The 21,107-nt window shown below is 68.2% G+C and carries 18 protein-coding genes; 13 read left to right on the forward strand and 5 right to left on the reverse strand.

What is annotated here, in order from left to right; genetic code table 11:
• Positions 1 to 91: 91 nt before the first annotated feature.
• Positions 92 to 1,135: an MraY family glycosyltransferase gene (locus IEV99_RS00085; protein WP_188515711.1), complete on the forward strand. Its 1,044-nt coding sequence runs from the start codon at positions 92 to 94 to the stop codon at positions 1,133 to 1,135.
• Between the two features lie 3 nt (positions 1,136 to 1,138).
• Positions 1,139 to 2,065 carry an NAD-dependent epimerase/dehydratase family protein gene (locus IEV99_RS00090; protein WP_188515712.1) on the forward strand — a complete coding sequence of 309 codons (927 nt, stop codon included), beginning with the start codon at positions 1,139 to 1,141 and terminating at the stop codon, positions 2,063 to 2,065.
• Here the strand turns inward: IEV99_RS00090 and IEV99_RS00095 are convergent.
• Entirely contained in the window at positions 1,983 to 3,983 is a 2,001-nt protein-coding gene (locus IEV99_RS00095; RefSeq protein WP_188515713.1) for an SDR family NAD(P)-dependent oxidoreductase, read from the reverse strand. The two genes, IEV99_RS00090 and IEV99_RS00095, sit on opposite strands and share 83 nt — an antisense overlap.
• A 149-nt stretch (positions 3,984 to 4,132) precedes the next feature.
• On the opposite strand from IEV99_RS00095, the gene IEV99_RS00100 reads away from it, so the two are divergent.
• The gene (locus IEV99_RS00100) at positions 4,133 to 5,518 is read left to right on the forward strand and encodes a sodium:proton antiporter (protein WP_244643735.1); all 1,386 of its coding nucleotides are present in this window, start codon (positions 4,133 to 4,135) and stop codon (positions 5,516 to 5,518) included.
• A gap of 91 nt (positions 5,519 to 5,609) precedes the next feature.
• Here IEV99_RS00100 and IEV99_RS00105 read toward each other — a convergent pair whose 3' ends face one another.
• Both IEV99_RS00105 and IEV99_RS00110 read right to left on the reverse strand, forming a co-directional pair.
• On the reverse strand, positions 5,610 to 7,229 hold the full coding sequence (locus IEV99_RS00105; protein WP_188515715.1) for a phosphoenolpyruvate carboxykinase: 1,620 nt from the start codon (positions 7,227 to 7,229) through the stop codon (positions 5,610 to 5,612).
• Positions 7,230 to 7,467: 238 nt separating this feature from the next.
• Entirely contained in the window at positions 7,468 to 8,271 is an 804-nt protein-coding gene (locus IEV99_RS00110) for a HugZ family pyridoxamine 5'-phosphate oxidase (protein ID WP_244643736.1), read from the reverse strand.
• 150 nt (positions 8,272 to 8,421) lie between these two features.
• Between IEV99_RS00110 and IEV99_RS00115 the strand changes: the two genes are divergently transcribed.
• From IEV99_RS00115 to IEV99_RS00135, 5 genes are all read left to right on the forward strand, one after another.
• Positions 8,422 to 9,120 (forward strand): response regulator transcription factor, encoded by a 699-nt coding sequence (locus IEV99_RS00115; RefSeq protein ID WP_188515716.1) that lies wholly within the window; start codon positions 8,422 to 8,424, stop codon positions 9,118 to 9,120.
• 47 nt (positions 9,121 to 9,167) lie between these two features.
• Complete coding sequence (locus IEV99_RS00120) at positions 9,168 to 10,949, forward strand: sensor histidine kinase (protein ID WP_188515717.1); 1,782 nt, start codon at positions 9,168 to 9,170, stop codon at positions 10,947 to 10,949.
• On the forward strand, positions 10,946 to 11,416 hold the full coding sequence (locus tag IEV99_RS00125) for an HPr kinase/phosphorylase (RefSeq protein WP_280514624.1): 471 nt from the start codon (positions 10,946 to 10,948) through the stop codon (positions 11,414 to 11,416). Before IEV99_RS00120 ends, IEV99_RS00125 begins: the two co-directional genes overlap by 4 nt.
• Positions 11,417 to 11,489: 73 nt before the next feature.
• Complete coding sequence (locus tag IEV99_RS00130) at positions 11,490 to 11,891, forward strand: PTS sugar transporter subunit IIA (RefSeq protein ID WP_188515718.1); 402 nt, start codon at positions 11,490 to 11,492, stop codon at positions 11,889 to 11,891.
• The gene (locus IEV99_RS00135; protein ID WP_188515719.1) at positions 11,888 to 12,214 is read left to right on the forward strand and encodes an HPr family phosphocarrier protein; all 327 of its coding nucleotides are present in this window, start codon (positions 11,888 to 11,890) and stop codon (positions 12,212 to 12,214) included. Before IEV99_RS00130 ends, IEV99_RS00135 begins: the two co-directional genes overlap by 4 nt.
• A 34-nt stretch (positions 12,215 to 12,248) precedes the next feature.
• On the opposite strand, the gene IEV99_RS00140 is transcribed toward IEV99_RS00135, so the two are convergent.
• Both IEV99_RS00140 and IEV99_RS00145 read right to left on the reverse strand, forming a co-directional pair.
• Complete coding sequence (locus tag IEV99_RS00140) at positions 12,249 to 12,908, reverse strand: L,D-transpeptidase (RefSeq protein WP_188515720.1); 660 nt, start codon at positions 12,906 to 12,908, stop codon at positions 12,249 to 12,251.
• A gap of 151 nt (positions 12,909 to 13,059) precedes the next feature.
• Positions 13,060 to 13,971, reverse strand: a complete 912-nt coding sequence (locus tag IEV99_RS00145; protein WP_188515721.1) for a DMT family transporter — start codon at positions 13,969 to 13,971, stop codon at positions 13,060 to 13,062.
• 150 nt (positions 13,972 to 14,121) lie between these two features.
• On the opposite strand from IEV99_RS00145, the gene IEV99_RS00150 reads away from it, so the two are divergent.
• The 5 genes from IEV99_RS00150 to tsaE all read left to right on the forward strand — a co-directional run bounded on the left by IEV99_RS00150 (position 14,122) and on the right by tsaE (position 21,083).
• The gene (locus IEV99_RS00150; protein WP_188515722.1) at positions 14,122 to 14,394 is read left to right on the forward strand and encodes a hypothetical protein; all 273 of its coding nucleotides are present in this window, start codon (positions 14,122 to 14,124) and stop codon (positions 14,392 to 14,394) included.
• 229 nt (positions 14,395 to 14,623) lie between these two features.
• Positions 14,624 to 15,094, forward strand: a complete 471-nt coding sequence (ybaK, locus tag IEV99_RS00155) for a Cys-tRNA(Pro) deacylase (protein ID WP_188515723.1) — start codon at positions 14,624 to 14,626, stop codon at positions 15,092 to 15,094.
• A gap of 138 nt (positions 15,095 to 15,232) precedes the next feature.
• Positions 15,233 to 16,639 carry an adenosylhomocysteinase gene (ahcY, locus tag IEV99_RS00160; protein WP_188515724.1) on the forward strand — a complete coding sequence of 469 codons (1,407 nt, stop codon included), beginning with the start codon at positions 15,233 to 15,235 and terminating at the stop codon, positions 16,637 to 16,639.
• A gap of 340 nt (positions 16,640 to 16,979) precedes the next feature.
• Positions 16,980 to 19,502 (forward strand): sensor histidine kinase, encoded by a 2,523-nt coding sequence (locus tag IEV99_RS00165; protein ID WP_188515725.1) that lies wholly within the window; start codon positions 16,980 to 16,982, stop codon positions 19,500 to 19,502.
• A 12-nt stretch (positions 19,503 to 19,514) separates the two neighbouring features.
• The gene (tsaE, locus tag IEV99_RS00170) at positions 19,515 to 21,083 is read left to right on the forward strand and encodes a tRNA (adenosine(37)-N6)-threonylcarbamoyltransferase complex ATPase subunit type 1 TsaE (protein WP_188515726.1); all 1,569 of its coding nucleotides are present in this window, start codon (positions 19,515 to 19,517) and stop codon (positions 21,081 to 21,083) included.
• Positions 21,084 to 21,107 lie beyond the last annotated feature (24 nt).

Raw genomic sequence — 21,107 nt, forward strand, 5'->3', positions numbered from 1 at the left:
GGGGCGGCGGCCCCGAGGTTCGGCGCCGTCGAGCATTGGCCGCGCCGGAGCGAACCGGTAAGGTCGCCGTCCCGCATATCACGGAAGACTCATGCCGCCCTTCGACGCCCTGCGGTCCACGCCGGCGCTGGCCCTCCTCGCCGCCGCTGCGGCGGGTCTGACCTGGCTTGTGATCCCGCTTTTGATGCCGGCTTTGCGCCGCTACGCCCTGGCGCGCCCCAATGCGCGATCGAGCCACCGCGAGCCGACCCCACAGGGCGGCGGCGCCGCGGTGGCGGGCGTCGTCGTGTTGCTGCTCGTCCTGCTCGCGCTTTTGGCCCCCGCCGCGCCAGTTGGGGAGACGGCATCGTTGCTCGTCCTGTGCGCCGCCGCCGCCGTGCTGGCGGCGCTGGGGGCCGTGGACGATATTCGGCCACTCCCGGCGCTGCCGCGCCTCCTTGTCCAAGCCATCGCGGTGGCGGCCGCCGTCTACGCCATCCCGGCGGACGCCCGCGTGACGACGGATGCGGTGCCGCTCGTCCTCGAGCGAGCGGTGGTGGCCTTTGCGGGGCTATGGTTCGTGAATCTCACCAACTTCATGGACGGCCTCGACTGGATCACGGTGGCCGAATTCCTCCCCGTGAGCGTCGCGCTGGCCATGCTGTCGGCCATCCAAGTCGCGCCGGTCAGCGCCGGCGTCGTGGCCGCGGCGCTTGGCGGCGCGCTGCTCGGCTTCGCGCCCTTCAACAAGCCGACAGCACGGTTGTTTCTGGGCGACGTCGGCAGCCTGCCGATCGGCCTTCTGGCCGGCTACGCGCTGTACCGGCTGGCCTGCGCCGGCCATCTGCTGCCGGCGCTGATCCTGCCGCTCTATTATCTGGCGGACGCCACCATCACGCTGCTGCGACGCATGGCGCGTCGCGAACGTATCTGGGACGCGCACCGCAGCCATTTCTACCAGCAGGCGACCACGAACGGCCTATCGGTTCTGGGCGTCGTGTCGCGCGTGTTCACCGTGAACGTGACGCTCGCGGGCGTCGCCATCATCCTGGCGGCGGGCTTCACCCCGGCGCGTGGCGTGCTGGGCGCCGGCGTGGCGGCGCTCAGCGTGGCGGCCCTGCTGGCAGACTTCGCGCAGAAGCGTCGGAAGGGCTGACGCATGCGGGTGCTGCTCACCGGCGCGTCCGGCTTCGTCGGCCGGCATCTCGCCGCCGACCTCATAGCGCGCGGCCACGGCGTGTGCGCAGCGGTGCGCGATCCCGCAGCGCTGCCGCCCGGGGCCAAACTGGCGTTGATCGGCGACCTCGGCGAGCCGGTTGATTGGGCGCCGCTGTTGCAGGGCGTCGACGCGGTGGTGCATGGCGCCGGCATAGCGCATGCCGGGCCGGGCCTGCCGGACGACCTCTATGCGCGCGTCAACCGCGACGCCACGCTGGCGCTCGCGCAAGCCGCCGCCGGCCGGGTGAACCGCTTCGTTTTCCTGTCCTCGATCCGCGCCCAATCAGGCCCGACATCCACGCATGCGCTGACCGAGGACGACGCCCCCGCGCCGACGGATGCCTATGGACGCTCCAAACTCGAGGCGGAGAACGGGTTGGCCGCCATTCCGGGCCTAAACGCCACGGCCTTGCGGCCGGTGGTGGTGTACGGCCCGGGCGTGCGCGGCAACATGGGCGCGCTGGCGAAGCTGGCGCGCCTGCCCGCGCCGTTGCCGTTTGGAGCTCTCCAGACGCCCCGCTCGGTCGTTTCTGTCGAGAATCTGGCGGCGGCCGTCGCGTTCGCGCTGGAGGCGGCCGAACCGGCACGAGGCGCCTTCATCGTCGCCGATCCGGAGCCGATCGCCTTGGGCGCGCTCGTCGCCGCGATGAGGGCTGCGCTCGGTCGGCCCGCGATGCTGCTTCCCATTCCTGCCGCCCTCATGGGCGGGGCCCTGCGCGCGCTCCGCAAGGGCGACGCCTGGGAGCGCCTCTCCGGCGCCATGACGGCGTCGCCGGCGCGGCTGGTCAGCCTGGGCTGGACGCCGCCGGTACGCTCAACGCCGGAGGGGATACGGCGCTGGCTGGCGCCGGGATCTCGGCCCGCGTAAAAGCCGGCACCGCCTCGGCGAGCACGCGCCGGCCCATCTCGCGATCGTCCGCATCCAGCGCGGCGCGCAGCTGCTGCAGCCAAGCCTCGATGCGCGCCTTGTCGGCGAACAGCGGCTTGGCGGCCATCAGCCCATCGACGCCGGTTTCCACCGTCGGTTCGGCCTGGTCGAACAGGATCTCGTTGAGCCGTTCGCCCGGGCGCGACCCTGTGACGGCGATCTCGATGTCGACGCCGGGCTCGAAGCCGGCGAGACGGATCATGCGCTCGGCCAGCGCCATGATCTTCACCGGCTGGCCCATCTTCAGTACATAGACGGACGGCGTCTCGGCCGCGTCGGCGGCCGGCGCGCGCATGTCGACGTCGGCGTGGGAGGCGGCGGTGAGCACCAGTTCGGCGGCTTCGCGCACCGTCATGAAATAGCGCACCATGTCGGGATGGGTCACCGTCACCGGTCCCCCATGCGCGATCTGCGCCTTGAATTTCGGAACCACGGAGCCGTTCGATCCGAGCACGTTGCCGAAGCGCACCGACACCAGCCGCATGCGCGGCGCACCGTTTGGCCGCGCCCGCGCGGCTTCGGCGTCCAGCGCCTGCGCGTACATCTCGGCGAAGCGCTTGGTGGCGCCCAGCATCGAAACAGGCTCGATGGCCTTGTCGGTCGATATCATCACGGCCGCGTTCGCGCCGGCCGCCACAGCGGCGTCCAGCACGTTCACGGAGCCGAACACGTTGGTCTTGATCGCCTCGTCCCAGTCCTGCTCCAGATAGGGAACGTGCTTCAGCGCCGCAGCGTGGAACACGAGGTCGGGCTGGAACCGACGAAACACCCGCTCGATCCTCGCCCTGTCGCGGATGTCGGCCAGCACGCCCACGAACCGCGTCACGGTCGCCTGCAGCGCCAGCGCTTCCGTGATGGCGTGCAGCGCTGGCTCGGAGCTCTCCACCACCATGAGCTCGGCAGCCCCGAAGGCCGCCACCCGCAGCGCCATCTCGCTGCCGATGGAGCCGCCGCCGCCCGTCACGATGACCCGCCGACCTTCCACCAGTCCGCGCAGGCGATTGCGGTTGATGTTGACGCTCGGGCGCAGCAGGAGGTCGTCGATCTCCACCGGCGCGAGACTGGCGGCCGCGCCGGCGCCCTCGTCCAGGGTCTGGAACCGCGTCAGCGGAATGCCGAGCCGCCGGGCCGCCGCGAAAAGCTCCTCGGGTTCGGCATCGGGCGCGAGCGCGGACGGCGTCGCGATCAGGCGTTTGACGCTGACGCCGCGCTCGGCGAAATCCGCCACGAGCTTCTCGAGATTGCGGAAACCGGCCCGGACCTGGATGCCGCGCAGGCTCTGCCCGGCGTCGCTGGCGCGCGGCGACAGCGCCCCCACGGCGTGGATCCGCCGCAGCCCGCCATTCTCCAAGGCGCGCAGCACGATCTCGACGTCCACGGCCCGGCCGAGGATCAGCGCCGGCGTAGTGGCGAGCTTTCCGGCCTGGTCGCGCGAGCGTACGAAGCGCGAGTAGCGGTAGGTCACGCGCGGCCCGCCCAGAAAGAAGATCTGGATCATCCAGTACAGCGCGATGGAAATCTTGCCGAAGTAAAAGTTGCCGTAGAAGTCCTCCGACACCAGGACGTAGTCGAGCAGCAGCAACGAGATGCTGAGCACCGACACGGCCTTGACGATGCCCGACAGGTCCGGAAGGGACGCAAACCGCCAGCGCGATTTGTACAGCCCGAAATACCAGTAGACGACGCTCGCATAGGCGGCGAAACCCGGGATGATCACCGGCAGGTATCGCAGCCGCGCCGTGAGCTGCGGCCCCTCGAACCGGAGCACGAACACGGCCGCCAGCGCCGCGGCCGTCATCGCGACGTCGTGAACCACGACGAGCGCCTTTTTCCAGCTAATGCGGCTGAGCACGGACATGGGCGCGGTATCGGGCGGCGCGCCAGCGGTGTCAACCGGCGCGCCGGCCTCGATTGCCGCCCGGGGATCCTTCGGCTAAGCAGCGGGCGGGCAGGGGAGCACGTCGCATGCGCCGATCAGCAAGAGTGAACGCAGCCGTCACGACCGGCATGGCGGTCGCCGCCATCGGCGCCCCGACGGGCGCCTGGGCGGCCGATGGGCTCAATGGCGCCGCGCTGGGCGGCGTCTGGGCGCTGCCCTTCGTCGGCATGCTCTTGTCGATCGCGCTGTTTCCGCTGCTCGCCCCCCATGCCTGGGAGCATCACCAGGGCAAGATTGCGGCCTTGTGGGCGGCCCTGACCGCCGTGCCGCTGGCGCTCACGGCCGGAACGGCCCCGACGGCTGCCGCGCTCGCCCACACGGCCCTGCTCGACTACATCCCGTTCCTGCTGCTGTTGCTTGCGCTGTTCACCACCGCCGGCGGCATTCTGATTGCCGGCAACATCCATGGCTCGCCGGCCATGAACGCCCTCCTGCTCGCCATCGGGGCGGGCCTCGCCAGCCTCATCGGGACCACGGGCGCGTCCATGGTGATGATCCGCCCGATGATCCGCGCCAACGACGACCGCAAGCACAACACCCACGTCTTCGTGTTCTTCATCTTCCTGGTGTCGAACCTCGGCGGCGCCCTGACGCCCCTGGGCGATCCGCCGCTGTTCCTCGGCTTCCTGCGTGGCGTGGACTTCTTCTGGACCACCACCCACCTGGCGCACGAGACGCTGTTCGCCGCCGGGGTCGTGCTGGCCGTGTTCTTTGTCCTGGACACGGTGATCTACCGCAAGGAGAACCGCGTGCCCGATCCGACGCCGGATCGCCACGTCCGGGTGCGCGGGCTCGTCAACCTCGCGTTGATCGGGGTGATCATCCTGGCCATCCTGGTGAGCGCGGGCTGGAAGCCGGGCGTCGCCTTCACGATCTTTGGCGTCGCTGTGGAGTGGCAGGGGCTCCTGCGGGATCTCGTGATGGTCGCCGTCACGATCGCGTCGATGAAGCTCACCAAGCCAGTCTGGCGCGAGGCCAACGGCTTCTCGTGGGGGCCGATCAAGGAGGTCGCCAAGCTGTTCGCCGGCATCTTCGTCACCATGATCCCGGTCCTCGCGATGCTTCAGGCCGGCCGCGACGGCGCCTTCGCGCCTCTGGTCGCGCTCGTCACCAACGCGGACGGGAGCGCCAATAACGCCGCCTATTTCTGGCTCACGGGCGCGCTGTCGTCATTCCTGGACAATGCCCCGACCTACCTGGTGTTCTTCCAGCTCGCGGGCGGGGACGCGCAGGCGCTGATGACCCAGGGCGCGCTGACGCTGGCCGCCATCTCGTGCGGCGCGGTGTTCATGGGCGCGAACAGCTATATCGGCAACGCCCCGAATTTCATGGTCTACGCCATCGCGCGCGACGGCGGTGTGAAGATGCCGAGCTTTTTCGGCTACATGCTGTGGTCGGGGGCTGTGTTGATCCCCACGTTCTTGCTCGTGACCTGGGTGTTCTTCAGGGGGTGAGAGGCAGGGTGCGGGCGGCTCAGCCTCGCGCCTCCATGAAGAAGGGCCCCGCGCTGGTGCGCAGGGCCCTGTGTCTGCAGCTTCGCCCGGACTACTCGGCAGCCATCTGGTTGCTTGGCGCGGCGGCCTTCACGTCCGAGTCCACATGGGCCTCGAACTTCTGGAAGTTGTCCGTGAACATGGTCACCAGCCGCTGCGCCATGTCGGCGAACTCGGCCTTGTTGGCCCAGGTCTTCACCGGGTAAAGGATGTGCGGCTCGACGCCCGGCACCGAGGTCGGCACCGAGAAGCCGAAATAGGGGTCGGTGCGGAAGTCGGCGCGGTTCAGCGAGCCTTCCAGCGCGGCCGTCAGCAGGCGGCGGGTGACGCGGATCGGCATGCGCCGGCCGACGCCGTACTTGCCGCCCGTCCAGCCGGTGTTCACCAGCCAGCAATCGACGCCGTGCTTGGCGATGAGCTCGCGCAGCATGTTGCCGTACACCGAGGGATGCCGGGGCATGAAGGGCGCTCCGAAGCAGGTCGAGAACGTCGCCTGCGGCTCCGTCACGCCCTTTTCGGTGCCCGCCACCTTCGCGGTGTAGCCCGACAGGAAGTGGTACATGGCCTGCGCGGGCGTCAACTTGGCGATGGGCGGCATCACCCCGAAGGCGTCGCAGGTCAGCATCACGATGTTCTTGGGCGCTCCCGCGCGGCCCGTCAGGGACGCGTTGGGGATGAAGTCCAGCGGATACGCGATGCGGGTGTTCTCGGTCTTCGACCCGTCGTCGAAGTCCGGAATGCGGGTCTCGGGGTCGAGCACCACGTTCTCCATCACGGTGCCGAAGCGCTCCGTGGTGGCGTAGATCTCGGGCTCGGCCTCGCGCGACAGCTTGATCGCTTTGGCGTAGCAGCCGCCCTCGAAGTTGAACACGCCGCCCGGCGCCCAGCCGTGCTCGTCGTCGCCCAGCAGCGTGCGGTTCGGGTCGGCCGACAGTGTGGTCTTGCCGGTGCCGGACAGGCCGAAGAACAGCGCCACGTCCTCCTTCGAGTCTTTGGCCGTGTTGGCCGAGCAGTGCATCGGCATCACGCCCTTGGGGGGCAGCACGAAATTGAGGTAGCCGAACACCGACTTCTTCATTTCGCCCGCATAGGACGAGTTGCCGATCAGCACGATCTTGCGCGTGAAGTCGCAGGCGATCACCGTTTCGCTGCGGCAGCCATGCCGGGCCGGGTCGGCCTTGAAGGACGGCAGGTCGACGATCGTCATGTCGGGAAGGAAGCTCGCCAGGTCCTGCCACTCGGGCCGGATCAGCATGGTGCGAATGAACAGCGAGTGCCAGGCGTACTCGGTGAACACCCGCACCTTGACCCGGAAGCTCGGGTCCGCGCCGCCATAGAGGTCCTGCGCGAAGAGCTCCTTGCCCTTGGCGTGCTCCAGCATGTCGCCGAGCAGCGTCTCGAAGTGCTCGGGCGAGATCGCGCCGTTGTTGTCCCACCACACGTGGTCGGCCGTGGTGCTGTCCTTGACGGTGAACTTGTCCTTGGGCGAGCGGCCCGTATGGGCGCCGGTTTCGGCCACGAGCGGGCCGCCCTGGGCCAGGATGGCCTCCTTGCGGGCGATCGCTTCCTCGTAAAGCCGTGGAGTCTGGAGGTTCCAGAACACCCGTTTGAGGTTCTTGAAGCCGAACGCCTCGGCGCCGTGCGCGCCGTTGTGGGTGCCGACATTGTCCACGATAATTCACTCCTCGCGTCGCGCGAAGGCCGCTCTGGCCGCATGGTCGAATGAACCGGAGGGGGAACCGGTCCCGCATGGCTTCGCCCCAGCCGACGCGATGCGCCCGGTTGCGGAACCTCAGTCTCAACAATCACGAGACGCGCGGCGGAACAAGTCGTTCGTTGGACTTAAATGGAATTGAACCGTTTCGGACATGCTGCGTTGCAGCATCTAAATCGGTTCAGGAAAGATGATCTTAACCACGTGCGCGGGTCGCCAGTTGCTGGAGCGCAATGCGCAGTTCAGCGGGAGAAGTCACCCGCTCTGAAAATAGAAGCCGCGCCCGTTCTTCTTCCAAAGCCAAGTCGCAGCCTTCCGGATCGATGCCGGTGACCCGCCACGAGCCTTCCCGTCGCCCGAGCAACCGCGTTGCGTAAAGCGCCACCGCGTCCGCATGGTCGGCGTTGATGTGCGCCACCGCCTCCTCTTCGGCGGGCAGCAGCCCGGAGGCTTCGCCCATGGCCAAAAGGAGGTCTTCCGGCGAGATGTCGACGATGCGGCCAAAGCCCGCCACCAAGTGGGCGCCGTGCACCACCATGCGGTAGAACGCGAAATCGGCGAAGCCCGCGTAAAAGGCGGCGTCGGGATGGCAGGCCAGGAACCGTCGGCGGGCGCGCGGCTCCTCGGTTTTTTCCGCATGGCCCGTCAGGCTGACGCGCGGATGCAGCAGAGGGTCGCCCGCTCCCACCTGCGCCAGGAGGATCGAGCACAGCGGGTCCACCTCGAGATTGCGAGTGTGAACGGCCAGCCGGGAGATCAGCAGCAGCGGGGCGCCATCGACGTCGGCCGCGAAAGAGATCAGCGACGCGTAAGGCCCGCCGGCGCGCCGATCCAGCGTGGCCAGCGTCCCCCAGCGGCTGGTGCGCAGCAGGCGTCGCGCCTCGGCGCGAGCATCAAACGGCGCCTCGGTGGCCGGCCCATCGTTGGTTGACATCGGCTGCTCCTCGTGACCCGCCCATTGAGGCTGGAGACGGTGGCGAAAATGAGCGATGATGGCCACATCGATCAAGCGCGTGGCCGAACTTCTCGGGAACCCTGCGGCCCCTCGTCACATTAAAGCCGCGCTTCACGGCGAGCGTCCGCGCCGCAAAGCCTTCCACCACCAGCCGTCCGGCCGAAGAGCGCCGGGCAGGCAGGGAACATCCGCACTATGCCGACCATCGCCCTCGTCGACGACGATCGCAACATCCTGACCTCCGTCTCCATCGCGCTGGAGGCCGAGGGATACCGGATCCAGACCTTTACGGACGGGGCCGCGGCTCTCGACGGCCTGAAGCAGAACCCGCCGGACCTCGCGATCTTCGACATCAAGATGCCGCGCATGGACGGCATGGAGCTTCTGCGCAGGCTGCGGCAGAAGTCGGACCTGCCCGTTATCTTCCTCACCTCCAAGGACGAGGAGATCGACGAGCTGTTCGGCCTCAAGATGGGCGCGGACGATTTCATCCGGAAGCCGTTCTCGCAGCGTCTGCTGGTTGAGCGCGTGAAGGCGGTTCTGCGCCGGGCCGGCGCCAAGGAAGCCGCCTCCCCGAAGGAGGGGGACGCCAAGGTGCTCGAGCGTGGGCTCCTGAAGATGGACCCCGAGCGACACACCTGTACGTGGAAGGGCGAGCCCGTCACCCTCACGGTCACCGAGTTCCTGATCCTCCAGGCGCTCGCCATGCGGCCGGGCGTGGTGAAGAGCCGCAACGCCCTGATGGATGCGGCCTATGACGATCAGGTGTATGTGGACGACCGCACCATCGACAGCCACATCAAGCGGCTGCGCAAGAAGTTCAAGTCGGTCGACGACGATTTCGAGATGATCGAAACGCTCTATGGCGTCGGCTACCGATTCAAGGAATCCTGAGGGCGCCGGCGCGCGGTCGTGAACCCGCTCGCCGGGACCGATGAGCCATGACCGCCCAGACCGAACACGGCGCCATTCCAACCGACACCGCAGCCAAGCGGGTTTCCCTGGGCGGCGCCATCGTGGCGCGCGTGCGGGCGCTGACGCGCGTCGCCGTGCAGCGCGGCTCGTCCAGCCTTGTACGCCGGATCGTGGTGCTCAACCTCGCGGGGCTGGTGGCGCTCCTGCTGGGCTTTCTGTACCTCAACCAGTTTCGCGAAGGTCTGATCGACTCGCGGGTGCAGAGCCTGCTCACCCAGGGCGAGATCATCGCCGGCGCGGTGGCGGCCTCGGCCACCGCGGACAACGACTCGGTGACGATCGACCCCGACAAGCTCCTGCAGCTCCAGGCCGGCGAGAGCGTCGGCTTCGGCGATGACAGCGCCACCGAGTTCTCGATCAACCCCGAGCGGGTCGCCCCCCTGCTGCGCCGGCTGGTGACGCCCACCCGCACCCGGGCGCGGATCTACGACCGCGACGGCTTCCTGATCCTCGACTCGCGGTCGCTTTACTCGCGCGGCGACATCATGCGCTTCGAGCTGCCGCCGCCCACCGCCGAGGAGCCGACCGTCATCGAGCGGACCTGGAACTCGGTGAAGCGCAGCTTCGGGCGCAGCAACCTGCCGCTCAGCGAGGAGATCAACTCGGTCAACGGCCGCAACCTGCCGGAAGTGTCTCGCTCGCTCACGGGCTCGCCCGCGAGCGTGGTGCGCGTCAACGCCAACGGCGACACCATCGTATCCGTGGCGGTGCCGATCCAGCGCTTCCGGGCGGTGCGCGGCGCGCTGCTGCTGTCCACGCAGGGCGGCGACATCGACGGCATCATCGCGAGCGAGCGTTTCGCGATCCTCCGGGTGTTCGGCGTCGCGGCCGGCGTCATGATCGTGCTGTCGGTGCTGTTCGCCGGCACCATCGCGGGCCCGATCCGGCGCCTGTCGGCGGCGGCCGACCGCGTGCGGCGCGGCGTCAAGGCGCGCGAGGAGATCCCGGACTTCACCGACCGTTCGGACGAGATCGGCCACCTCTCCGGTTCGCTGCGCGACATGACCAAGGCGCTCTACAACCGCATCGAGGCGATCGAGACCTTTGCGGCCGACGTCGCGCACGAGTTGAAGAACCCGCTCACCTCCCTGCGCAGCGCCGTCGAGACGCTCCCGCTCGCCCGATCCGACGAGTCCCGGGGACGCTTGCTGGAAGTGATCCAGCACGACGTCCGCCGGCTCGACCGGCTGATCAGCGACATCTCGGACGCGTCCCGGCTCGACGCCGAGATGGCGCGCTCCGACGCCGAACCGGTGGATATCCTGCGCCTTCTCGAAACCGTGATCTCGGTCGCCAACGGCGTGCGGCGCGACGACGGCGTGTCGGTCCGCCTCCTTCTTTCGGAGGACCCGCGCGGTCGCGACGCGTTTTTCGTGCTCGGCCATGATTCGCGGCTCGGGCAGGTCGTCAGCAACCTGATCGAGAACGCCCGCTCGTTTTCGCCCCACGGCGGCGAGGTCCGGGTCGGACTCAAGCGCGACGGCGCCGAGATCGAGATCACCGTGGAGGATGACGGCCCCGGCGTTCCCAGCCATGCGCTGGAGCGGATCTTTGAACGGTTCTACACCGATCGGCCCGAGCAGGGCTTCGGCCAGAATTCCGGCCTCGGGCTGTCCATCTCGCGCCAGATCGTCGAGGCGCATCGCGGCCGCATCTGGGCCGAGAACCGGCTGGAGCCTGTCCGCGCCGGTGAGCGGCGCTGCCTGGGCGCACGCTTCCACGTCCGCCTGCCGGTATCGGCGCCGTGAGCGGGGCCCTGCACGCGAGCTGCGTGGTGGTCGGCGACGCAGGCGTGCTGATCAGGGGGCCGTCCGGAGCCGGCAAGTCCACCCTGGCGCGACGGCTCGTCGAGGAGGCGCCCCGCCGGGGGCTGTTCGGGCGCCTGGTGTCGGACGACCGGGTTCTCGTGGGCGTCCACGATGGCCGCGCGGTGGCCCGCACGCATCCGGCGATCGCGGGCGCGCTGGAGATGCGCGGGCGCGGCCTGGTGCATGGGGCGCACGAATCAGCCGTCGTTTTGCGTCTCGTGGTCGATTGTGGCGTCGTTGCACTGGACAGGATGCCCGATCGTGATGATCTGATGGCGGAGGTGGCGGGCGTAAGCCTGCCCAGGATCGTGGCCGGTCCGGAAGACGCGGATCGCGTGTTCCAGGCGCTGGGTCGCGGGCCGTTTTCATCGGAGCCGGGGAACCCGAAACCGGCTAAGGCGTTGTAGGGGGTTGCACTTCCCGCTGCATCGCACAAAATGAGGGCTTCGTGCGCCGCCGGCGCGCAGGAGATCAGTTTACATGATCGGTATGGTGCTCGTGACGCACGGGCGGCTGGCGATCGAGTTTCGCGCCGCCATGGAGCACGTCGTGGGCCCGCAGCAGCAGGTCGAGACGATCACCATCGGGCCGGACGACGACATGGATCAGCGCCGGCAGGATATCGTGTCGGCCGTCGAGGCCGTCGACACCGGCGATGGTGTCGTGATTCTCACTGACATGTTCGGCGGAACCCCTTCCAACCTCGCGATTTCGGTGATGAACGGCGGCAAGACCGAAGTTGTCGCCGGCATCAACCTGCCCATGCTGATCAAGCTGGCCAGCGTGCGGGGCGAGTGCGACCTCGAAAAGGCCGTCGTGCAGGCCCAGGAAGCCGGCCGCAAATACATCAACGTCGCCAGCCGGGTGCTCGCGGGCAAATGATCGACGATCCCGACGCCGGCTGCGACTGCCCGCCCGCTCCCGTTCCGGACGGCGCGCTCGTACGCGAACTCCGAATCGTCAACCGCAAGGGCCTGCATGCCCGGGCGACGGCGAAATTCGTGCAATGCGCGGAACGCTTCGACTCGGCCATCCAGGTCACGCGCTGCGGCGAGACCGTCGGGGGCACGTCGATCATGGGAATCCTGACGCTGGGCGCCGGTATCGGCTCCACGATCACGGTCACGGCCGTTGGCGCGGACGCTGATCAGGCGCTGCAGGCGCTGGACGATCTCGTCGCCAACCGCTTCGGCGAGGAAGAGTAGAACCGCGGCGGGCTGAAGCCCGCCACGCGGCGCCTCAGACCCGGTAATGGCCGTTGCGCTTGACCAGCACGGTCGTGCCGACCGGGACGCGGTTGTAGAGGTCCGCCACGTCCTCGTTCAGCATGCGTACGCAGCCGCTCGATACCTGCTCGCCGATGCTCCAGGGCTCATTGGTGCCGTGGATCCGGAACAGGATGTCGTGCCCATTCTGGTAGAGGTAAAGGGCGCGCGCGCCGAGCGGATTATCGATGCCTGCTTCCCGGAAGCGCGGCAGCTCGGGCTTGAGCCGCACCATCGTCTTCGTCGGGCTCCAGTTCGGCCACACGCCCTTGCGGCCCACCGTGGCGACGCCCTTCCACGAAAAGCCTTGCCGACCGACGCCGACGCCATAGCGCATCGCCGCGCCGCCGGGCTGCACCAGGTAGAGGAAGCGCTTGTCGATATCGACCACGATCGTGCCGGGCTTCTCGGGCCCGTCATACGACACGGTCTGGCGGTTGAACTCGGGCGCGATCTTGCTCCTGTCTACGAGCGGGATGTCGTGCGGCTCGTCCGGCGCATAGCCAATGTACCACCCGGCGAGTTCCGGGTCGGACATCAGGCTGGGGTTCTTCTTGGCGGTGGGCGCGACGGTGTTGCAGCCCGCGAGGGCGGAGCCAGCCAGCACGGCGAGGAGGGAACGGCGGGACAGCATGAGCGGGGTTCGATCCTGGCTACGGAAACGGGTATTCGGCGCCACGCCGAAGGTCATGCGGAGCACTAACCAATCGGGTCCCGGGTTCCAACCCTGCTCACCCCGGCGTGCGGGCTGACAGGTCCGTGTTTCCGGCGTTGTGACCAAAGAGTCACGAATTGGCCCCGCCCACACTCGGCGCGGGACGTCGGTTCACCAGCCAGATTCCGCCGCAGACCAGAAAGATCGCGGCCGCGAAGCCCGGGCTCAGCCTGTCGCCCAGCACCGCCCATCCGGCGACGGCTCCCACGAGCGGGGTCAAGAATGTAAAGGCCGCCAGTCTGGCGGCCGGATACACCGCCACCATCCAGAACCAGATCAGGTAGCTGAAGAACCCGACCACGACGGTCTGAAACGCGAGCGAGGCGACGATCGCGGGCGAGAGGCGCACGATTCCGGGTTCGCCCGCCAAATAGGATAGCGGCAGCAGCATCACGGCCGAGACGAACAGCTGGTAGAACAGCGTCCGGATGGCGCTGATGGACGCCAGCCGCGATTTGCGGATCACGAACGTGGTCGCGCCCCACAGCACCGCCGCCCCGAAGCACAGCGCATCGCCCAGCACAGACGACCAGTCGGCATGCATCACCCCGTCGCCGAACGCGATCCCGACGCCGAGGAAAGCTCCCGCCAGCCCGACGATCTGCCAGCCGACGAGCCGCTCGGCCGGCAGTAGCCAATGCGCCCCCACCGCCACCACGAAGGGCGCGGTATAGATGAACAGAACGGCCCGCGCTGACGTGGTCCGCTCCGCGCCTAGAAAAATGCAGAGGAATTCAAGGCCGAAAAGCAGCCCGGCGACGAGACCTGGCTTCCAGGCGCCGTCGGTCCCGATCAGCGACACCCCGCGAAATTGCGCCCACCCGGCCAGAAGCAACGCCGAGCCGGCCGAGCGGAGGCCGGCCTGGAACAGGGGACTGACGCCTTCCAGCGCGATCTTCACGAACACCTGCTGGACGCCCCACAGGATGCAAAGCCCGACGAGCATCAGCGCGGCCCGGCGGTCGATGTGGTCGCGTGTCATGGGGGCTCGGGATGCAGGCCGCAGGTCCGGCAGCCATAACGCACTTCGGCGCGCCGCGGCAGCCGCATTCGGGCAGCCTCGCCCTGCGTCGCGTCAAGGCGGAACGCGAAGCTCCAGCCTGCGTTGGGACGCAAACCGGAGGATCATACCTTGCGCATTACCATCACGGCCGCCCTGTTCGCCTGCATCGGCGCCATCGTCTCCGCGCAGGCGCAGACCACTCCCGCCAAGCCCGCCGGCGCGACGCCTCAGAACGACGCGGACTTCGTGGCGAAAACCAGCAAGGATCCGGCTTTCGCGGGTGGTGAGCAGCCCAAGGAGACCGGATCGACCACATCGGCCGGCCCAGCCCCTGCGCCGCGCGAAGGCATGAACTACACGCCGACGAAAACGCCCGACGAAACCACCCAGCAAGCCAAGTGAAGGCTCGGTCACGGGTGCGAAAAGAAAAAGGGCCGCTCGCGCGGCCCAAGTCTCAGGGAGGAAATGCCCGAAGCGGGCACGGCTGAAGAACGCCGACCTCATGGATAAGTTCTGCCGTGCTTGCGAACAATCTGTAGAAACGCGAACTAGGGCTACACCGTAGATCCTAAGTCGGTTGCTATCGCGTGTCTGAAGCGCCAGAACTGCGCGAGCTCTGGCGAGACTGCCCATGTCTAGAAAAACTCCCGCAACGGTTGCGATCGAGAGGGCAGGCCTCGCTTACGAGGCCTTCTCGTACGAATACGATCCGGATGCCCCCCAAATCGGCCTGCACGCCGCCGAGAGCCTCAGCGTTCCACCCGCGACCGTCCTGAAGACGCTGATGGCGCTGGTGGATGGTCGGCCCGTCTGCGTGGTCGTGGCCTCGGACCGGGAAGTCAGCATGAAGCGCCTGGCCGCGGCGGCGGGCGGCAAATCGGCCCAGATGATGAAGCCGGCCGACGCCGAGCGCCTCACGGGCTTCCGGGTCGGCGGCATTAGTCCGTTCGGGCAGCGCAAGGCCGTTCCGGTGTTCCTGGATGACGCCGCGCTCGCGCATGAGCGCGTCTACGTGAACGGCGGCCAGCGCGGCCTGCAGGTGCGCCTTGCCCCGCAGGCGCTCATCGACGCTCTTCGCGCCAAGGCCACATCCCTGACGTAGCGAGGCAACGCTTCGGCAACCTTTGCGCAACTCTCGCGCAACCTCGTATAAAGACTTCTTTATGTCTTTATTGCCGTGGCGACCGGTCCGTGATAGAGACCCGCTCATCAGTCTCCCGAGCAATTCGAAGGGCCGACCATGAGCCATCATTTCAACGACTACCGCGTCGCCGACATCGGCCTCGCCGAGTGGGGCCGCAAGGAGATCACGATCGCCGAGATCGAGATGCCCGGCCTGATGAAGACCCGGGCCGAGTACGGCGCCGCGCAGCCGCTCAAGGGCGCCCGCGTGGCCGGCTCCCTCCATATGACCATCCAGACGGCCGTGCTGATCGAGACCCTGAAGGCTCTCGGCGCGGACGTGCGCTGGGCCTCGTGCAACATCTACTCGACCCAGGACCACGCCGCCGCCGCCATCGCGGCCGCCGGCATCCCGGTGTTCGCCATTAAGGGCGAGAGCCTCGAGGACTACTGGGACTACACCCACAACATCTTCGATTGGTCGGACGGCGGCACGCCCAACATGATCCTGGATGACGGCGGCGACGCGACGCTTCTGATCCATCTCGGCATCCGCGCCGAGAACGGCGACACGGCCTTCCTGGACGGCGCGACCAACGAGGAAGAGGAAGTCCTATTCGCGGCCATCAAGAAGCGCCTGAAGAGCCACCCGGGCTGGTACGCGCGCAACGGCCAGAACATCAAGGGCGTAACCGAAGAGACCACCACGGGCGTGCATCGCCTCTACCAGATGCAAAAGGAGGGCAAGCTCCTTTTCCCGGCCATCAACGTCAACGACAGCGTCACCAAGTCGAAGTTCGACAACCTGTACGGCTGCCGCGAGTCGCTGGTGGACGGGATCCGCCGCGGCACCGACGTGATGATGGCCGGCAAGGTCGCGATGGTGGCGGGCTTCGGCGACGTCGGCAAGGGCTCGGCCGCCTCGCTGCGTAACGCCGGTTGCCGCGTGATGGTGTCGGAGATCGATCCGATCTGCGCCCTGCAGGCCGCCATGGAAGGCTATGAGGTCGTCACCATGGAGGACGCCGCCCCGCGCGCCGACATCTTCGTGACCGCCACCGGCAATGTCGACGTGATCACGGTCGACCACATGCGGGCCATGAAGGACCGCGCCATTGTGTGCAACATCGGTCACTTCGACAGCGAGATCCAGATCGGCGGTCTGCGCAACCAGAAGTGGCACAACGTCAAGCCGCAGGTCGACGAGGTCGAGTTCGCGGATGGCAAGCGCATCATCGTGCTGTCTGAAGGCCGTCTGGTGAACCTCGGCAATGCGACCGGCCACCCGTCCTTCGTGATGTCGGCGTCCTTCACCAACCAGACGCTGGCCCAGATCGAGCTCTGGACGAAGCAGGGCGAATACGAGCGCAAGGTCTACACTCTGCCGAAGCACCTCGACGAGAAGGTCGCGGCCCTTCACCTCGACAAGATCGGCGTGAAGCTGACCAAGCTGTCCGACAAGCAGGCAAGCTATCTTGGGCTGCCCGAGCAGGGCCCGTTCAAGCCGGATCACTACCGCTACTGACGACTTCCGAACCGTCCAAACGGGCGGCATCAGGCGAAAGTGCAACCCGGCCGCAACACGGTCGGGTTGTTTCGTTTCGGGGCGCCGAAAGCGCGTGTCAACCCCTCGTTAACCACTTCCGGGCGGAGTCAACACGAGTCTATTGTGAGGATGATTCGGGGCGCCCGCGTTGCGGCGGAGGCGGCGTCGGTCACGGGCTGCGGGGGCGGCCCGACGCATGGATCGACCAGGAGCGCGGCGGCGCGCGCCTGGGTGGCGGGGCTGCTGGGAGGCGGTTGGATCGGCGTGCGCGTTCGCGCGCCGGTGCGGCGTCCGATGGCGCGACAAGAGAGGCGCGAGGATGGCCGATGGACGGCAGACGCACGGGATTCGTCGCGACCGCCCGGCGCCCGCACGCGTTCTCGCATCCGCCCTGCGGCTGCTGACCTCGTCCACGGCGATTGGCGTCGTTTGTGCGTCCCGCAGCTCCGCGGCCTCGTTCGCCGACAGCCTGAGCATCCTGCCCCAGCGCGTCGACCCGCATGGCGCGGTTGGGGTCGCGGTGTTCGTCGGCCTCGTTTTCTTCGCCACTACGACGGCTCTCATCCATCTCGGCCAGCGGCGGAAATGGGTCGAGCGCGAAGCGCGCCTCGCCGCCGAGAACGCTGACCTGCGGGCCCGCAACGATCGCGCCGACCTGCTTCTGGCGGCCGAGCCCCAGATCGTGATCGCGTGGGGCGGCCGCTCGGGCGAACCCGAGATCGAGGGCGACCTGTCGGTGGTTGGAGACGTCCCGATCGCCCGGCGCGTGCTCGGCTTCGGCAGCTGGCTTCCGGCCGCACAGGCGCAGGCGATGGACACGGCGGTCGACCGCCTCAAGCAGCGCGGCGAGGCCTTTCGGATGACGGTGCGCAGCGTCGGCGGCCGCATTCTGGAGGCCGAGGGCCGCCCCGTGATGGGCCGCGCCGTGTTGCGCATCCGCGAGATCTCCGGCGACCGCCTGGAGCTTCTGCACCTCCGCGAAGAATTCGCCGCCGCGAGCGCCGACGTGATCGGCTTCAAGGCGATCCTCGACGCCCTGCCGCAGCCGCTATGGCGGCGCGACGGCGAAGGCCGCCTCACCTGGGTCAATGCCGCCTATGCGCGGGCCGTGGAAGCCCCCGACGCCGCCGTCGCGGCAGCGTCTGGCCTCGAATTTCTCGACAAGGCGATCCGCGAGGAAGCCCAGCGGGCACGCGGGCGAGCCAGCGTGTTCCAGGGCCAGTGCGCCGCCGTGTCGGCCGGCGAGCGGCGCATTTACCAGGTGGTGGAAGTCGGCGCGAGCGACGGCTCGGTCGGCATGGCGACGGACGTTTCCGACCGCGAGGCGCTCCGGCTGGAACTGACGCGGCTCAGCGACAACCACACGGTCACGCTGGACCAGCTGCCCACCGCGGTGGCGGTGTTCGACAATCTGAAGCGGCTGAAGTTCTGCAATTCGGCCTACAGGGACCTGTGGCAGCTCGACGCCGCCTACCTGGACGGCCATCCCACCGACGGCGAGATCCTCGATCATCTGCGCACGGCGCGTCGCCTGCCCGAGCAGGCCGACTACCGTGGCTGGAAGAAGACGCTTCTGGAGGCTTATCGGGCTCTCGAGCCCAAGGAGACCTCCTGGTACCTGCCGGACGGCCGCACCCTGCGGGTGGTCACCAATCCGAACCCGGATGGCGGCATCACCTACCTGTTCGACGACGTCACCGAGCGCTTCCAGCTCAAGACGCAGTTCAACGCGCTGATGCGCGTGCAGGGCGAAACGCTCGACAGCCTCAAGGAAGGCGTCGCGGTGTTCGGCACGGACGGGCGGCTCAAGCTGCACAATCCGGCCTTCGCCAACCTGTGGCGTCTCTCGGCGGTCACCCTGGCGGACCGGCCGCACATCGACGGCATCGTCGCGTGGGCGCGCGAGCAGCACCCGGACGACGACGACTGGAACGCCATCCGGGGCGCGGTGGCGGGCCTCAGCGACAGCCGGCACGGCCTCGCGCTGCGCATGGAGCGCCGCGACGGCTCGGTGGTGGACTGCGCCGCCGCGCCGCTGCCCGACGGCGCGACGCTGATCACCTTCGTGGACGTCACCGCCACCGTGAACGTTGAGCGCGCCCTGACCGAGCGCAACGACGCCTTGGAGAAAGCCGGCCAGCTGCGCGAGAGCTTTGTCCACCACGTGTCGTACGAGCTGCGCTCGCCGCTCACCAACGTGATCGGCTTCACCCAGCTCCTGGCCGACGGCGCCATTGGGCCGCTCAACGACCGCCAAAAGGAATATGCCGGCCACATCATGCGGTCCTCGGCAGCCCTGATGGCGATCATCGACGACATCCTCGACCTCGCCACGGTGGACACCGGCGAGATGGCGCTGCAACTCGGCCCCGTGAACGTGCGCGAGACCATCGAGGCGGCCGTGGCGGGCGTGCAGGACCGCATCGCCGAGCACAAGATCAGCCTGGTGCTGGATGTGCCGGCCTCCATCGGCGAGATGAAGGCCGACGGAAAGCGCGTCCGGCAGGTGCTGTTCAACCTGCTGTCCAACGCGGTGGGGTTCTCGCGCGAAGGCCAGAGCATCACGCTCTCGGCCGAGCGCACCGAGCACGACATCGTCTTCCGCGTCCGCGACCAGGGACGCGGCATCCCGCCCGAACTGCTGGACAAGGTCTTCGACCGGTTCGAAAGTCATTCGGGCGGCTCGCGCCACCGCGGCGTCGGCCTCGGACTGTCGATCGTGCGCTCCTTCGTCGAGCTGCATGGCGGCAAGGTGAGCATCGCGTCCAAGCAGGACAGCGGCACCGTGGTCACCTGCGTGTTCCCGCTGAACGGCGCATCCTCGCGCGAAGCGGCCGAGTAAGGAGTTCGCGTCATGGTGGACGACGCCCCACGCCCGTCATTGCCCGAATCGCGCTGGACCGTCCGCCTGGGCGACCAATCCGCCACGGCCTTCCTGGCCCGCGAACTCGCCCCGATCATGCAGCCCGGCGACCTTGTCACCTTCTCGGGCGACCTGGGGGCCGGCAAGACCACCTTCGTGCGCGCCCTGGTGCGCGAGCTCGCCGGCGATCCGGAGCTCGAGGTCCCGAGCCCCACCTTCACGCTGATGCAGTCCTATGCGACGCCGCGCTTCACGGTCGTGCATGCGGATCTCTACCGCATCGGCGGCGCCGACGAGCTCGCCGAACTCGGCTGGGAGGAGGCGTCGGAGGATTCGCTGGTGCTCGTGGAATGGCCCGAGCGCGCCGGTTTCCTCCTGACCACCGAGCGCCTCGACATCGCGCTCTCGCTCGATCTCGCGGCCGGGGACGAGGCCCGTGTGGCGGTGCTGACCGGCCTTGGAGCCTGGGCGGGCCGGATCGGGCGCGCCAGCGCCACGCATGAGTTGCTGGCCCATTCGGGCTGGATCCACGCCCACCGCGAGCACCTGCAGGGCGACGCCTCCACGCGCGCCTATGAGCGCCTGACCCTGGGCGACCAGACCGCCATCCTGATGATCGCGCCGCGCCGGCCCGATGGCCCGCCGGTGCGCATGGGCAAGCCCTACAGCGCCATCGCCAAGCTGGCCGAGAGCGTCCATCCCTTTGTCGCCATGGCGGACGGCTTGCGCCGAGAGGGCTTCAGCGCTCCCGAGATCCTGGCCAGCGATCTCGACGCCGGCCTGCTGCTGATCGAGGATCTCGGCGCCGGAACGGTGACGGACGAGCACGGCCCCATTCCGGAGCGCTACGCCGAGGCTGCGGGCGTCCTCGCGGCCCTGCATGGACGCGAGCTGCCGGCCGTGCTGCCTGTTGAGCATGACGGCGAATACGCCCTGCCGCCCTATGATCTCGACGCCTACCTGATCGAGGCCGAGCTCATTCTTGACTGGTACGTGCCGCACATTCTCGGCGCAGAAGTGTCCGGCTCGGTGCGCAGCGCCTTCGTGCATCTCTGGCGCGCCGCCTTGGCCCCGCTCATCGAGGCCTCCAACACCTGGACGCTGCGCGACTACCATTCTCCCAACCTGATCTGGCTGCCCGAGCGCCAGGGCCTCGCGCGGGTCGGCCTGCTCGACTTCCAGGACGCCGTGATGGGCCATCCGGCCTACGACTGCGTGTCGCTGATGCAGGATGCGCGCGTCGATGTGTCGGAGGAACTCGAACTCCGGCTGCTCGGCCACTACGCCCGCAGCCGCAAGGCGGCCGACCCGAGCTTCGACATGGGCGATTTCGCCATGGCGTATGCGGTGCTGGGCGCGCAGCGCGCCACGAAGATCCTGGGCATCTTCGCCCGGCTCGACCGGCGCGACGGCAAGCCTCAATACCTGAAGCACCTGCCCCGGATCGAGCGCTATATCCGCCGCGACCTGTCTCATCCAGTGTTGTCGGACTTGAAGAACTGGTATGAGACCAACCTGCCGTCGCTATTCGCGGCGGACGATTCGGCCCCGCCCGCCTGACCGTCGCGGTTCTGCGTCCCCGAT

It is taken from the genome of Alsobacter metallidurans (assembly GCF_014636935.1).
In the GTDB taxonomy this organism is placed as follows: Bacteria; Pseudomonadota; Alphaproteobacteria; order Rhizobiales; family Beijerinckiaceae; genus Alsobacter; species Alsobacter metallidurans.